Raw genomic sequence first — 14,095 nt, forward strand, 5'->3', positions numbered from 1 at the left:
TGAAACCAGCGCGTGGCGCATGCCGAGGACCACGCGAAAGCCCGGGAGTTTCAAATGCCGCTGTCGCGCTCCGCCAGCCTGCTGGCCGTTAGCCTGTTTGCCGTCGCGCCGCTGTCATCAGCACTCGCCCAGTCGAAAGAGGCCGAGCCTGCCAGCCGGGCGGTCAACGACACCTTCCTCAAGACTCTGCCGTTCAGCGATCGCAACGATTTCGACGATGCCAGGCGCGGCTTCATCGCTACGCTGTCGGACGGCGTGATCGCCGGGCCGGACGGCAGGCCGGCATGGGACACCAGGCCCTACGCGTTCCTGCAAAACGACTCCGTGCCGGCGACCGTCAATCCCAGTCTGTGGCGGCAGGCGCAGCTCAACGCGATCAACGGCCTCTTCAAGGTCACCGAGCGCGTTTATCAAGTGCGCGGGCTCGATATTTCCAACATGACCATCATCGAGGGCGACAGTGGCCTGATCCTGATCGATCCGCTGCTGTCGAACGAGACCGCAAAAGCCGCGCTCGACCTTTATCTGAAGAACCGGCCTGCGAAGCCCGTCGCCGCCGTGATCTACACCCACAGCCATGCCGATCACTTCGGCGGCGCCAAGGGCGTCATCAGCGAGAACGACGCCAGGCAGGGCAAGGTCAAGGTGATCGCGCCCGACGGCTTCATGGAGCATGCGGTGGCGGAGAACATCATTGCCGGCAATGCGATGTCGCGCCGCGCGCAATACCAGTTCGGCAGCGCGCTGCCGGTCGGCGAGCGCGCCCAGGTCGATACGGGGTTGGGCAAGGCATTGGCGAGGGGGACGATCTCGCTGATCCCCCCGAACGACCTCATCAAGCAGTCCTACGAGACGCGCATCGTCGATGGCGTCGAGATCGAATTTCATCTGGTGCCGGGCTCGGAAGCCCCAAGCGAGATGATCTTGTATTTTCCGCAGTTCAAATTGCTGAACATGGCGGAAGATGCCACCCACAACATGCATAATCTCTACACCATCCGCGGCGCGGAAATTCGCGATGGCCGGTTGTGGTCGCGCTACATCGGCGAGGCGATCGCGCGCTACGGCGACAGGACGGATATCGTGATCGCACAGCATCACTGGCCGATGTGGGGCAACGAGCGCATCGTCAATTTTCTCAAGAAACAGCGCGATCTCTACAAATTCATCCACGACCAGGCCGTGCGGTTGCTCAACCACGGCCTCACATCAACCGAGATTGCGGAGCAATTGAAACTGCCGCCGTCGCTGGCGAACGATTGGGCGTCGCGCGGCTATTACGGCACCCTGAGCCACAATGCCAAGGCGGTCTATCAATTCTATCTTGGCTGGTATGACGCCAATCCCGCGGACCTCAATCCGTTGCCGCGCGCGGAGGAGGCGAAGAAGCAGGTCGAATACATGGGCGGTGCGGACGCCACGATCAGACGCGCGCGTGAGGATTTCAAGGCAGGGCAATATCGCTGGGTCGCCAGCGTGATGAGTCGGGTCGTGTTCGCCGATCCGTCGAACAAGGAGGCGCGCGATCTCGGTGCCGATGCGCTCGAACAGTTGGGCTATCAGAGCGAGGCGGCGACGTGGCGGAATGCTTATCTGCTCGGTGCACTGGAACTGCGCAGCGGCGTCGGGCCGCAGAGATCGTCGCTGGCGAACGCCGAGCTGCTCAAGGGCGTATCCATCGATCTGGCCTTCGATTTTCTCGGGGTGCGGCTCAACGCGACGAAGGCGGAAGGCAAGAAGATCGTCATCAACTGGACCTTCACCGATCTCAATGAAACCTACGTGATGAACCTGGAGAATTCAGCGCTGACGCATATGTCGGGCAAACTTTCAGACAACGCTGACGCCAGCGTGACGCTGACCCGCGCAGCGCTCGACGCCATCACGCTGAAGCAGCGCACCTTTGCGGACAGTGTGGCCGTCGGGGAGACATCGCTCAGCGGCAATTCGCTCAAGCTGCGCGAACTGTTCGGTCTGCTGGACGAATTCTCACCGGGATTCGAGATCGTGGAACCGAAGAAAGCGCGCGCGGAATAGGTCCGGCTATATCACGCCTGTCCGGCGACCGGTTACGCTCGCAGGCGCTTGAGCGATTCGGGCAGGCGCGCATCGACCCAGGTGCCGATGTCGCGCTGGTGGCGATGGACATACAGCCCCAGCGCAATGATGCCGATGCCGATCAGCGACAGCGCGAACGGGAACAGCATCGAATCCTTAAAAATCTTCTCGGCGAGGTCGCCGAGATAGATCGCAATGCCGATGGTGCCGAACACCGCAAAGACTCGTCGCGACAGCGCGACCGAGATCAGCAGGAAAACGACGTTCAGCAGGCAGTATAGCGCCTTGTCGAGATTGGTGCCGTTCGAGGTGGCGGTGATGCCGCCCCAGAATGTCAGCACGCCGAACAGATAAAGCCAGAATGCGAAATCGCCGCTGCGCTGGCGCAGGTTGACGATCACAGCAACAACCAGGATGCCGAGGCCGAACCAGATGGACACCTTGCGCGATAGCTCCCAGTTGCCGTAGCTCGCGCTGGCGATCCAGGGCACGACATCCATCGACAGGAACCATAGCGCAACCGCCATGATGAAGACGATGAAGGGAAAGCGATAGAATTGCAGTGCCACGATCGCCGCGGCGATGGTCGCAAGCTCCATGAAGACGAAGCTGCCTTTGATCCAGACATAGAAATCGCGCATCGCCGTCGGCCGGCCGAATTGGGTCCATGCACCGTAGGCATCCTGTATGCCGAACACGGCGAGCGGCGTCATCGCCACGGCGACCGCGATCAGCAGACCACCCGGTGTGCGCAGTTTCTTGACCGTCCAGAGATAGTGCCCGGCGGCGGTGAACAGGCCGGCATAGACAAGCGCAGTGGCCGTCAGCGCCGGCCCGCCCATCTGTGAAAACGCCAGCGTCGAGAACAGCCCCATGGCTGATATCACCACCAGCGCGCCGGCGTACCAGAGCAAATGCACGACATCGAATTTGGGCCCGGAAGCCTGCTGCTCCGGCACGCGCGTGGTGAGGAAAGCCAGCAGGGCGTCGAGCTGCGTCGACGGAAGCACGCCGGCTGTGACAGCCGCGCGCAGATCACCCGTCGAATATCGCATGCACTCTCTCCGCAATGCGCCATTCGACGCCGAACACTGGCCCTTTGTCGCTCACAAAGGCCGAAGCGTTCAATGGCCAAAACCGTTCGCCGCGCGCCTACAGCGCCCTAGCCGCATTCCCCTTGAACAGGATCGGCCCGGTCGGTTGCCCGATCGGCGAGCCGCCTTCGGGCTCAAGCGTGATCTCGAACAGCTGATCCGGGACGGTTTCCGGCAGGGCTTCGAGATCGAGTTGCAGGGTGCGGGACTGACTGGTGACGGCGATGGACTTCGGGCCGATGTCGCGATCCCACAGGGTCCAGACCTGCAGCGTGCGGCCGGCGGGCACGTCGATCGGGCGCAGCGGGATCAGTTCGACGCGGCCGTCGGAGAAGGTGTTGACGATGGCGCCGGTTTCCCTGGTGGCGTCGTTGACCAGCACGGCGACATAGACCGGCTTTCGCTGCGCCAGTGCGATCAGTTCGCGGCGGAGCTGGCGCGACGTCGCGAGCGCGCCGATCAGCACCATGATAAGCATCAACGCCGCGAACACCCCGCCGATCCCGGTGCCGCGCCAGAAGCCGATATTGTCCCACAGCGTTGCGCCGCGCAGCGCGGCGCGGGCGCCGGGCAGCGGGATGGCGGGTTTGACCTTTGTGGAGTCGGCGATGCGGTCCCACAGTGCGGCGCTGGGGGCGAGCGCTTCGGCTGTGGCGTCGAGATCGGCCAATCGCTCGCGCCAGGTGCTGACGGCCCTGGCGAAATCGGCATCGTCGGTCATGCGCGCTTCGGCAGCGGCGAGCTCGGTGCCTTCCAGCAGGCCCATGACATAGTCGGCGGCGAGATCGTCGGTGGAATGCGTGTTGTCGTCGTGCATGCTCATCCCATGCACTCCTGCAGTGCGAACAGACTGCGGCGGATCCAGCTCTTCACGGTGCCGAGCGGCACCTTCAGCCGTCCGGCCAGTTCGCCATGGCTCATGCCATGGACATAGGCCAGCACCACGACATCGCGGCGCGGCCGGTCGATACGCTCCAGGCATTTGCGCAGCGCCGATGTCTCGGGCATCCGCGTCATGGTCGCCTCGCAGTCGATATCGAGCGCGCTGTCGTCGGACGCATCATAGCGATGCTCGTTGCGGTGAATGCTGAGCGCGCGATTGCGCACGACGGCATAGAGCCAGCCGCGCGCCGAGCCGCGATGCGGATCGAACGACGCGGCCGCGCCCCAGATCCGCACGAAGGCATCGTGCACGGCTTCCTCCGCCAGATCCTGCCGGAACAGGATGCGGCGGGCGACGCCGATCATCTTCGGGGCTTCGCTGTTGTAGATCATCTGCAGAGCCGCCCGGTCGCCGGCGGCGCATCGCGCCAGCGCAGCCGACAGCTGTGCCTCGCGCGCGTGGTCGAGGTCCGCTTCGTCGCGCCGGGTCTCGGTGATGGTGCCATTCCCAGTCATGTCCATGCCCTTGCATGGTCAGTCTACCTTTGCCGCACGCAATTGGATGCACCCAAATGAATTTATTTTCAGGGGCGTGCATCCAGTTGGGAGGGCCCGCCGGTAGTCCTTGTGTCGGTCCCGAGGGGATCGCGGAAACACAGGGAGCCACTTATGTCATTTCGTTCGCTTTTCGCCGCCTCTGCAGCATTGCTGCTGATCCCCGCGGCCGCCGCCAATGCCGCCCAGGTCGCAGCCCTGGTCGGTGGCGACACCATTGCGACGGTCGATACCGCACAGAAGAAGGCGACCGGGTCCGTCAAGGTCACTGGTATTTCCGGCGCGCTGGTCGGCATCGACGTCCGTCCGGCCGACGGCATGCTCTACGGGTTGGTCGATGACGGCACCGTGGTCACCATTGCCGCGGACGGCAAGGCGACGGCGAAGTCGAAGCTCGACACCATGCTGGCCAAGGGCGTCACCGCCACCGTCGACTTCAACCCCGTGGCCGATCGTCTGCGCGTGATGGGCTCGGACGGCATGAGCCTGCGTGCCAATGTCGACGACGGCAAGGTGACAAAGGACGGCGATCACAAATATGCCGAGACCGACATGCACAAGGGCGAAAAACCGAATGTCATCGCCGGCGCCTACACCAATTCGGTGAAGGGCACCAAGGAGACCGCGCTGTTCAATATCGATGGCACCATCGGTGCGCTGGTCAAGCAGGTGCCGCCGAATGACGGCATCCTCGGCGCAGTCGGCAAGCTCGACATCAAGCCGGCGGCTGTTGCTTTCGATATCTGGTCGGACGGCAGCAAGAACGAAGCCTGGCTGATGGCCGACGGCACGCTCTACTCGGTCGATCTCGCCACCGGCAAGGCCACCGAAGCTGCCAGAATCTCCGGCATCACCGGCAAGGTGACGGATATCGCGATCATGGGCATGTAAGTCGCACGCTGTGATTTCACGCAACTTCACCAACGAATGCCGCCCTCCATGGGAGCGCGGCATTCGTCTTTCGCAGGACGGATCTGCATTCCGGTGCTGCGCCGGCATTGACTTCATGGGGTCGTTCTGGCGAACTCGATGCAATCGCATTCAGTTCGGATGCATGCCATCCAACACGCGCAGGAACACCTGATGATCGACCTTTACTATTGGAGCACGCCGAACGGCCACAAGATCACGATCTTTCTTGAGGAGGCGGGGCTGCCCTACAAGGTGATCCCGGTGAATATCGGCAAGGGCGACCAGTTCAAGGACGAGTTTCTGGCGATCGCGCCGAACAACCGCATCCCGGCGCTGGTCGATCACGCACCCAAGAGCGGCAGCAAGCCGATCTCGGTGTTCGAGTCCGGCGCGATGCTGCTGTATCTCGCCGAGAAGACCGGGAGGTTCCTGTCGGGCGATGTCGCTGTGCGCTATGACGCGATCCAGTGGGTGTTCTGGCAGATGGGCGGTCTCGGGCCGATGGCCGGACAGAACCATCACTTCCGCAATTACGCGCAGGAAAAGATCACCTACGCCATCGACCGCTATGTGAACGAGACCAACCGGCTCTATGGCGTGCTCAACAAGCGCCTTGCAGATCGCAAATTCATCGCCGGCGACTATTCGATTGCCGATATGGCGAGCTATCCCTGGATCGTGCCCTACAAGAACCAGGGCCAGGACATCAACGACTTCCCGCATCTCAAGCGCTGGCTCGAAAGCATCGCCGAGCGGCCGGCGGTCAAGCGTGCTTACGAGATCGCCAAAGAGGTCAATCCGAATTTCGGCCAGCCGCCGATCCGCACCGAGGAAGAGCGCAAGCTGCTGTTCGGCCAGACCTCGGCTGTGGTGAAGAGTTAGCTCAGAATTACGAGAAGCAATCATGGCGCTGCAACTGTTCGAACTGGTCGGCACCGAAGAAGATCGTCCCTTCAGCCCGTTCTGCTGGCGCATCCGGATGGCGCTGGCACATAAGGGCCTCGACGCCACATCGATCCCGTGGCGCTTCACCGAGAAGGACGCGATCAACAAGCACAAATCCGACAAGGTGCCGGTGCTGCTCGATGGTGAGCGCGCGGTCAACGACTCCTGGGCGATCGCCAATTATCTCGAAGACACCTATCCGGATCGCCCGTCACTGTTCGGCGGCGAGGGCGGCCGCGCCATGGGGCGGATGCTGAACTGGTGGGGCGACACGGTCGTGGTCGCCGGCATGTTTCCGTTCATTGTCGCGGATATTCATGGTCATCTGCGTCCGGTCGATCAGGTCTATTTCCGCGAGAGCCGCGAAGCGCGGTTCAAGAAGTCGCTGGAAGAGGTCGCATCCAACCGCGACACGGGCGTTGATGCCTTCCGCAAGTCGCTTGATCCGATGCGTCTCACCCTGAAGACGCAGCGGTTCCTTGGTGGCGCCGCGCCAAACTATGCCGACTACATCGTATTCGGCCCGTTCCAGTGGGCGCGCGCGATCTCGCCGTTCAAGCTGCTGGCGGAGGACGACGCGATCTATGCGTGGCGCGAAAGAATGCTTGATGCTTTTAACGGCATGGCGCGGAACTCGGCGGGCTATCCGGTCTGAGCTCCACTCTCTACGGGCGATGAGTTGAGCAATCGCTGGTATTCATGTCCGCATACCAGCGTTGTTTCGGTGGTGCTTGGTGTCTTCGTGAGAATCCGAGGATATTCCCTGTAACTCTCGCTATAAGGGAATACCTCAACGATTCACGCTGTCTCACGCGCCAAGGTCTCTATGTCCGTTCCGTCTACCAATCTCGCCGACGATGCCGTGATGTTCGACCTTGCCCCGGTTTCGCTCTGGATCGAGGACTACAGCGATGTGAAGGCGCTGTTCGAGCAGTGGCAGACGCAGGGCGTCGACGACATCGAGACATTCCTGCTCGCCAATCCCGAACGGGTCCGTGAGTGCTCGCAGCACATCCGCATTCTCAAGGTCAATCGCAAGACGCTGTCACTGTTCGGCGCGCGCGACCTGTCTCACCTGACGCTCAGTCTCGGCCTGGTGATGCGCGACGATACGTTCAAGAGTCATGTGTCGGAACTGGCCCAGCTCTGGAGCGGCCGGAATCATTTTTCCAGCCATACGGTCAACTACACGCTGAAGGGTGAGCGCCTCGACATCCAGCTGCACGGCATTGTTCTGCCCGGGCATGAAGAGCGCTGGGATCGCGTGATGATCGCCATCGAGGATGTGACCGAACGTGAAGGCGCGCGTCGTCGCCTCGCGGAGAGCGAGAATTATGCGTTCGGCCTGTTCGCGCATTCGCCGGTGTCGCTGTGGGTCGAGGATTTCAGCGGCGTCAAGCGCCTGGTGGACGACGTCCGCGCGCGGGGCATTGAGGATTTTCGCGTGTTCACGGATGTGCACGAGGAGTTCGTTTTGCGCTGCATGAGCGAGATCCGCGTGCTCGATGTCAACAGCCGTACGCTGGAACTGTTCGGAGCGCCCGACAAGGACACGTTGCTCCGTCAGTTGTCGGATGTGTTTCGCGACGAGATGGAGCCGCATTTCCGCGAACAGTTGATCGACCTCTGGGAGGGCAAGCTGTTCCAGCAGCGCGAGGTCGTCAACTACGCGCTCGACGGCACCAAGCTGCATCTGCTGCTGCAGTTCTCGGTGTTGCCAGGGCATGAGCGCGACTGGTCACAGGTGCAGGTCGCGCTGACCGACATCACCGCGCGCAAGAAGGCGGAAGCCTATCTGGAATATCTCGGCACGCATGACGTGCTGACGCGCACGACGAACCGCTCGTTCTTCGTGGACGAACTCAACCGGCTCGAACGCAAGGGAGCGCAGCCGGTCACCGTGATCGTTGCCGATCTCAACGGGTTGAAGACGGCCAATGACGAATTTGGCCATGCCGCAGGCGACGCCTTACTGCGCCGGGCCGGCGAGGTGTTTGGCGAATTGGTTGAGAAGCCAGCCACTGTCTCGCGGATCGGCGGCGACGAATTCGCCATCCTACTCCCCGGAGTCGATGCTGTCGGCGGCGAGGCGGTGCTTGCCTCGCTGGCGGGACTGATCGAAGTCAACAACCAGTATTATCCGGATCTGATACTGAGCCTCTCTACCGGGATTGCCACCAGCCGGATTGGCGAGCGGCTCGAAGCCGTGGTCAAGCGCGCCGATATGGAAATGCTGCAGGCCAAACGCAGCTACTACGCGCAACCCGATCGTGACCGGCGCAGCGCAGGCATGGTGTAGGCAGGCTGCGGGAGCCGATGCGCAATCGCGCGCCATGCGGATCAGGCACGTCCGTCAGGTCGTGGCGTGCACCGTCGCTGCCTTGGCGCGCAGGCAGTCGCGGCACAGGCAATCGCCGCCTGTGGTCGGCATCGGCAGTTTCGCGGTCTCCTCGGCGCACCAGCAATTGCCCGACAGGTCGCAGCCGAATTCGGTCCCACAGTCCGAACAGGTCAGGCGGCGGTTGAGCGGCTGTGTAGTTTCTGTCCGATAATTCATGAAAGCAGCCCAAATTTCAGCGCGATTTTCATGCCGGGTTCATCTGTTCCACCCGTATATCGGGTGTGGCGCCTGTGACGGCCAGATGCATCATAGGACGAAGGCAGAGTGAGGGAAACCCGATGGCCCGCGACCCGCAAGGTGCGCTGATCGCGCTGAATCGCTTCGGCTTTGGCGCGCGGGGCGGTGCCTCTGGTGATATCGTCAATGCGGCCTCCGATCCTCGCGGCTTCGTGAAGGCCGAGCTGGCGCGCCCCAATGCGGCGCTGCTGGAATTGCCGGGTCTGCAATCGACGACCGAGCTGGGGCAGGCGATGTTCGCCTATCAGCTCGAGGTGAAGATGGCGCGCGAGGCGGCGCTGAAGACACCGGCACTCGTTCCCGTGGAAGCGAGCCCGGCCGCGATGGACAGGAAGCCGGAAGCTCCCGCGATGACCGGCAACGCCACCATGACCGTACAGCCGGATGCGGCGAAGCCGCCGCCGGCCGTCGCGCTGCCGCCCAATGTGGTGCAGAAGAACTATCGCGCAGAAGCGCTGGCGCGGATCCAGCGCGCGACCATTGCCGAAGGCGGCTTCGTCGAGCGCCTGGTGGTGTTCTGGTCGAACCATTTCTGCATCTCGGCCAGCAAGGGCGATCCGGCGCGGATGTGGGCGGGCTCATTCGAACGCGAGGCGATCCGCCCTTATGTGCTCGGCAAGTTTGCCGATATGCTGAAGGCCGTCGAACAGCATCCGGCGATGCTGTTCTTTCTCGACAACCAGCAGTCGATCGGTCCGAATTCGAAAGCCGGCGAGAAGGGTAAGCGCGGCCTCAATGAAAATCTCGCGCGCGAGATCATGGAGCTGCATACGCTCGGCGTCGGCGGCGGCTATACGCAGCAGGATGTGACATCGCTCGCACGCATCATCACCGGCTGGACCTTTGCCGGCCGCGAAGGAAAGATCGGCACGCCCGGCAGCTTCGCCTTCAACGCCAATGCGCATGAACCGGGGCCGCAGCAATTGCTGGGCAAGACCTATGACGACAGCGGCGTCGCGCAAGGCGAAGCAGCGCTCGCCGATCTTGCGCGGCAGCCATCGACGGCGACATTCATCGCCAGGAAATTCGCGCAGCATTTCGTGGCTGATGCGCCGCCACCGGCACTGCTGGCGCGGCTGGAAGGCGTGTTCAAAAAGACCGACGGCGATCTGAAGACGCTGGCGCTGGCGCTGCTCGACTCCAATGAAGCCTGGCAGATGCCAATGACCAAGTTGCGCACGCCCTATGAATATCTGATCTCCACCGGCCGCCTGCTGGCGCGCATCCCCGAAGATCCCGGTCGTTACTTTGCGGGCCTGCAGACGCTCGGCCAACCGCTCTGGACACCGCCGGGGCCGAACGGCTTTCCGGACGGCAATGCCGCCTGGGCCGTGCCCGAAGGCATGAAGCTGCGGCTCGATCTCGCGGCACAGGTTTCGTCGCGCATCCCCGACAGCATGGATCCCCGCGAGATGCTCGACGTGGTCGCCGGCGAGGCGGCCTCATCCGAAACACGACAGACGATCGCGCGTGCGGAGACGCGGCAGCAGGCCTTGACGCTGCTGCTGATGTCGCCGGAATTCCAGAGGAGATGACGATGGACTGCTGTGAAAGCCGGACTTCGCTCGGCACGACGCGCCGCTCGCTTCTGCTGTCAGGCGCGGCCTTTGCCGCCTGGGCCTATATCCCGAAGTTCGCGCGCGCTGCGGACGCGCGCGATCCGCGCCTGATCGTCGTGATCCTGCGCGGCGCGCTGGATGGCCTCGCCACTGTCGCGCCGCTCGGCGATCCGGACTATGCCGGTCTGCACGGCTCGATCGCGCTGACGAAAGACGGCCCGAACGCGGCCATCGCGCTGGACTCGTTCTTCGGCATGCATCCGGGGATGCCGGAATTCGCCCGCGTGTATCGCGACAAGAAAGCGGCCGTCGTCCATGCGGTGGCGACGTCCTATCGCGAGCGCTCGCATTTCGACGGGCAGGATGTGCTGGAGAGCGGCTATGCCGGCCCCGGCCGCGTGCAGTCGGGCTGGCTCAACCGCGCCATTGAATCGCTGCCGCGTGGTGAGCGCGTCTCGTCAGGTCTCGCGATCGGGCCTACGACCCCGCTGGTGCTGCGCGGTGCCGCGCCGACCGTCGGCTGGGCGCCGGTCAATCTGCCGAACGCGGCCGACGACACCGCGATGCGGCTGATGCAATTGTATCAGGACCGCGATCCAGCGCTGGCGACGGCGCTGTCGCAGGGCTTGAAACTCGACAAGATCGCCGTCGGCGATGAGATGAAGCCGAAGGGTGGCGGCAATGCCGTAGCGGCGATGCGCCAGGTCGCACGCGGCGCGGCGAAGCTGATGGCTGCCGATGATGGCCCGCGCATCGCGGCGCTCGCCTTCGATGGATGGGACACCCATGCGCAGGAAGGCGGGCCGGTCGGCCGCCTCGCGCAATTGCTCGGTGGTCTCGATGGCGCGCTAGCGGAATTCGAGAGCGGGCTTGGGCCACATTGGCGCGACACGGTGGTGGTCGTGGCCACGGAGTTCGGCCGCACCGCCAAGATCAACGGCACTGCCGGCACCGATCACGGCACCGGCACGATTGCCTTGCTTGCTGGCGGCGCGATCAAGGGCGGCCGGGTGATTGCGGACTGGCCGGGCCTCGCGAATGGCCAGCTCTACGAAGCCCGCGATCTTGCGCCGACCACGGATCTGCGTGCGATCTTCAAGGGCGTACTCCACGATCATCTCGGCATCAGCGAGCGTGCACTGGCCGAGCAGGTGTTTCCTGACAGTGCGCTGGTGAAGCCGGCGAAGGGATTGGTGGGGTAGCCGACGGCCCAACGTGAAGCGGCTGGAATTCTTACTTCCCCTCTCCCCCAGCGGAGCATAGCTCCGCGCAGCGGGAGAGGGTGGATCGAAGGCGCGAAGCGCGTTCGAGACGGGAGAGGGCCTACTGCGCGCGTGGCTCAGACCCTCTCCCGCCTTCGCTGCGCTCAGGCACCCTCTCCCGCGGCGCGCGGCTTTGCCGCGCTGGGGGAGAGGGGAAGAATCTGCGCGTTTAACTACCCCAGCGTAATCGTATCAATTTCCTTCATCTCCTCCGCGCTGAGCTTCCACTCCGCCGCCTTCACATTCTGCTCGACCTGCTCCACGCGCGTCGCACCCGCGATCACGCTGGAGACTTGCGGGCGGGCGGCGAGCCAGGAGAAGGCGAGTTCGAGCAGCGTGTGGCCACGGGCCTTCACAAAGGCGTCGAGTTTCTCGACGATGGCCTGATTACGCGGCGTGGCGGAGCGATCACGCAAGGCAGGCGCCTTGGCGAAGCGCGAGTCCGCCGGCGGTTCGGCGCCGGGCTTGTACTTGCCGGTGAGCAGACCGTTGGCGAGCGGGAAGAACGGCAGCAGGCCGAGATTGAAATGCTGCGCGGCCGGCAGCAGGTCCTTCTCGATGTCGCGGACCACGAGACTGTATTCGTCCTGGCACGACACGAAGGGCGCAACGCCCATCTGGCGCGCGGCCATCTCGGCTTCGGCGATGCGCCAGGCCGGGAAGTTGGAATTGCCGATGTAGCGCACCTTGCCCTGGCGCACGAGATCGTCGAGCGTGCGCAGCGTCTCCTCGATTGGCGTCAGCGGATCGTAGTCGTGCTGCTGATACAGATCGATATAGTCGGTCTTCAACCGCTTCAGGCTGGCTTCGACGGCGCTCATGATATAGCGGCGCGAGGCGCCCTGCTTGCTGCCGTCATTGCTCATCGGCTTGCAGTATTTCGTCGCCAGCACGATGTCCTTGCGGCGATCGCCCAGCACTTCGCCCAACACCGTCTCGGAGCCACCCATGCCGGCATAGATGTCGGCGGTGTCGAACAGCGTGATGCCGAGATCGATCGCCTTGTGGATGACCTTGCGCGCGGTCTCCAGATCGGTGCGTTGGCCGAAATTGTTGCAGCCGAGACCGACGGCGGAGACGCGAAGGCCGGAGCGGCCGAGATTGCGGATTTCCATGATGAGTGTGCCTTGTGAGGGAAGCGCGGACCAAGGTTATGGCGCGCGCCTCGTCACGCAGCAAGACGCTCTGCATCATGGGAGTCGCGCGGGCGCTCAGGCGATGGCGGAAGCGGACTCGGGCGGTTGAGCTTCGGGCGCGGGCAGGGCGGTCGGGGTCTTCCGCGGCGGGCCGGCGCGCAGGGCTGCGGATGTCATGCGCCGCACAGCGTTTTCCGCGTTACGCGTGATGGTCTTGCGATCAGCGGACATGTCATAGGCGACGGCTTCGCCCCAGCTTACGACGACGTCGATGGCGCCCGACGACAGGATGCCGATGAAATGCGGGATCAGATCGATGTCGCCATACCATGCCACGTTTTCGCGAAAGGCGCGGCCGACCGGCAATCCACCGAAGCCGACATAGGCGATCGACATCGGCTGCACCGTGATCTCTTTGTGACGCGTGGAATCGCCAAGCGCGTGATGCACCGAGCCGACCAGTGCCGAGCGAAACGGCAGCACGCGCATGCCGTCGCTGGAGGTGCCCTCCGCGAACAGGACCACCGCGTCGCCGGACAGCATGCGGTCGCCGATTTCCTGCGCCGTCGCGCCGGTTTTCTGCCGGCGTTCGCGCTCGACAAAAATCGTGCGCTGCAATTTGGCAAGCCAGCCAAACACCGGCCATTTGGCAACTTCGCTCTTGGCAACGAACACCACCGGCGCCCTGGCGCCGATGATAATGATGTCGAGCCATGAGACGTGATTGGAGAGGATCAGGACCGGCGTGTCCGTCGTCCGCTTGCCGACCTCGTGAATGCGCACGCCGATCAGCGCGCAAAGGATGCGGTGAAACAGATGCGGAATACTCTGCTGCCAGCGCAGGCCGAAGGCCAGCGCGATCAGCTGAAACGGCGCCAGCAGCAGCGTCAGCATGGTCAAGGAGATCAGGACGGCGGCGAAACGGATCATGAGTTTGTTATACCGGGGCCGTCTTCCGCAGGCAAAGTCAGTTGCATGAACTAAGGAAACCAAGGCAAAAAAAGCGGTCCCGGTCAGCGCGGCAACTGACGGAGACCGCTGGGGAAGCACCCGA

General features: G+C 63.4%; 13 protein-coding genes. 7 read left to right on the forward strand and 6 right to left on the reverse strand.

Annotation, left to right across the window (positions count from 1 at the left end; translation table 11 throughout):
* Positions 1–54: 54 nt before the first annotated feature.
* Entirely contained in the window at positions 55–2,037 is a 1,983-nt protein-coding gene (locus tag SFY93_RS10470; protein WP_320447027.1) for an alkyl/aryl-sulfatase, read from the forward strand.
* A 32-nt stretch (positions 2,038–2,069) separates the two neighbouring features.
* Here the strand turns inward: SFY93_RS10470 and SFY93_RS10475 are convergent, their stop codons facing one another.
* From SFY93_RS10475 to SFY93_RS10485, 3 genes are all read right to left on the reverse strand, one after another.
* Positions 2,070–3,113 (reverse strand): hypothetical protein, encoded by a 1,044-nt coding sequence (locus SFY93_RS10475; protein WP_320447028.1) that lies wholly within the window; start codon positions 3,111–3,113, stop codon positions 2,070–2,072.
* 97 nt (positions 3,114–3,210) lie between these two features.
* Positions 3,211–3,975 carry an anti-sigma factor gene (locus SFY93_RS10480; RefSeq protein WP_320447029.1) on the reverse strand — a complete coding sequence of 255 codons (765 nt, stop codon included), beginning with the start codon at positions 3,973–3,975 and terminating at the stop codon, positions 3,211–3,213.
* Positions 3,972–4,550, reverse strand: coding sequence for a sigma-70 family RNA polymerase sigma factor (locus tag SFY93_RS10485; protein WP_320447030.1), 579 nt, complete (start codon positions 4,548–4,550; stop codon positions 3,972–3,974). Before SFY93_RS10485 ends, SFY93_RS10480 begins: the two co-directional genes overlap by 4 nt.
* Positions 4,551–4,703: 153 nt before the next feature.
* Between SFY93_RS10485 and SFY93_RS10490 the strand changes: the two genes are divergently transcribed.
* The 4 genes from SFY93_RS10490 to SFY93_RS10505 all read left to right on the forward strand — a co-directional run bounded on the left by SFY93_RS10490 (position 4,704) and on the right by SFY93_RS10505 (position 8,745).
* On the forward strand, positions 4,704–5,480 hold the full coding sequence (locus SFY93_RS10490; RefSeq protein WP_320447031.1) for a DUF4394 domain-containing protein: 777 nt from the start codon (positions 4,704–4,706) through the stop codon (positions 5,478–5,480).
* A 192-nt stretch (positions 5,481–5,672) separates the two neighbouring features.
* Positions 5,673–6,383: a glutathione S-transferase N-terminal domain-containing protein gene (locus SFY93_RS10495; protein ID WP_320447032.1), complete on the forward strand. Its 711-nt coding sequence runs from the start codon at positions 5,673–5,675 to the stop codon at positions 6,381–6,383.
* A 22-nt stretch (positions 6,384–6,405) separates the two neighbouring features.
* A complete protein-coding gene (locus SFY93_RS10500; protein WP_320447033.1) occupies positions 6,406–7,101 on the forward strand; it encodes a glutathione S-transferase family protein in 696 nt (231 codons plus the stop codon).
* Between the two features lie 171 nt (positions 7,102–7,272).
* Positions 7,273–8,745 (forward strand): sensor domain-containing diguanylate cyclase, encoded by a 1,473-nt coding sequence (locus SFY93_RS10505; RefSeq protein ID WP_320447034.1) that lies wholly within the window; start codon positions 7,273–7,275, stop codon positions 8,743–8,745.
* A 54-nt stretch (positions 8,746–8,799) separates the two neighbouring features.
* Here SFY93_RS10505 and SFY93_RS10510 read toward each other — a convergent pair whose 3' ends face one another.
* Positions 8,800–9,003, reverse strand: a complete 204-nt coding sequence (locus SFY93_RS10510) for a hypothetical protein (protein WP_320447035.1) — start codon at positions 9,001–9,003, stop codon at positions 8,800–8,802.
* 122 nt (positions 9,004–9,125) lie between these two features.
* Here SFY93_RS10510 and SFY93_RS10515 point away from each other — a divergent pair, with 122 nt between their 5' ends.
* Both SFY93_RS10515 and SFY93_RS10520 read left to right on the forward strand, forming a co-directional pair.
* Positions 9,126–10,619, forward strand: a complete 1,494-nt coding sequence (locus tag SFY93_RS10515) for a DUF1800 domain-containing protein (protein WP_320447036.1) — start codon at positions 9,126–9,128, stop codon at positions 10,617–10,619.
* The gene (locus SFY93_RS10520; RefSeq protein ID WP_320447037.1) at positions 10,616–11,845 is read left to right on the forward strand and encodes a DUF1501 domain-containing protein; all 1,230 of its coding nucleotides are present in this window, start codon (positions 10,616–10,618) and stop codon (positions 11,843–11,845) included. The genes SFY93_RS10515 and SFY93_RS10520 overlap by 4 nt, the downstream gene beginning before the upstream one ends.
* 233 nt (positions 11,846–12,078) lie before the next feature.
* On the opposite strand, the gene SFY93_RS10525 is transcribed toward SFY93_RS10520, so the two are convergent.
* Positions 12,079–13,020, reverse strand: coding sequence for an aldo/keto reductase (locus SFY93_RS10525; RefSeq protein ID WP_320447038.1), 942 nt, complete (start codon positions 13,018–13,020; stop codon positions 12,079–12,081).
* A 96-nt stretch (positions 13,021–13,116) separates the two neighbouring features.
* A complete protein-coding gene (locus SFY93_RS10530) occupies positions 13,117–13,971 on the reverse strand; it encodes a lyso-ornithine lipid O-acyltransferase (RefSeq protein ID WP_320447039.1) in 855 nt (284 codons plus the stop codon).
* Positions 13,972–14,095: the final 124 nt, after the last annotated feature.

This window comes from Tardiphaga sp. 42S5 (assembly GCF_034044155.1).
GTDB classification, from domain to species: Bacteria; Pseudomonadota; Alphaproteobacteria; order Rhizobiales; family Xanthobacteraceae; genus Tardiphaga; species Tardiphaga robiniae.